Source organism: Microseira wollei NIES-4236 (genome assembly GCF_020521235.1).
GTDB lineage: Bacteria > Cyanobacteriota > Cyanobacteriia > Cyanobacteriales > Aerosakkonemataceae > Microseira > Microseira wollei.
The window spans coordinates 1-448 of record NZ_BLAY01000571.1 but is presented as its reverse complement, the minus strand read 5'-3'; the positions used below and the strand labels follow the sequence as shown (position 1 = coordinate 448).

The window sequence follows — 448 nt, the reverse complement described above, 5'->3', positions numbered from 1 at the left end:
ACGGCATCAGAAATATTCTGTCCAAGTGAAAATTGTACGCTCGCCGTGTCCCTACCCGAATTTATGAAAAACGATCCGCAATCTTGTCGGGACACGGCATCAGAAATATTCTGGAGCCATCAAAATTGTACGATCGCCGTGTCCCTACCCGAATTTATGAAAAACGATCCGCAATCTTGTAGGGACACGGCATCAGAAATATTTTGTCCAAGTGAAAATTGTATGATTGCCGTGTCCCTACCCGAATTTATGAAAAACGATCCGCAATCTTGTAGGGACACGGCATCAGAAATATTTTGTCCAAGTGAAAATTGTACGATCGCCGTGTCCCTACCCGAATTTATGAAAAACGATCCGCAATCTTGTAGGGACACGGCATCAGAAATATTTTGTCCAAGTGAAAATTGTACGATCGCCGTGTCCCTACCCGAATTTATGAAAAACGATC

At 43.3% G+C, this 448-nt stretch carries 1 protein-coding gene; it reads left to right on the top strand.

Annotated features, from left to right (window positions below; all coding sequences use genetic code 11):
- Positions 1-45 precede the first annotated feature (45 nt).
- On the top strand, positions 46-448 hold a 403-nt coding region (locus MiSe_RS49885; RefSeq protein WP_226595048.1), incomplete at its 3' end, for a hypothetical protein.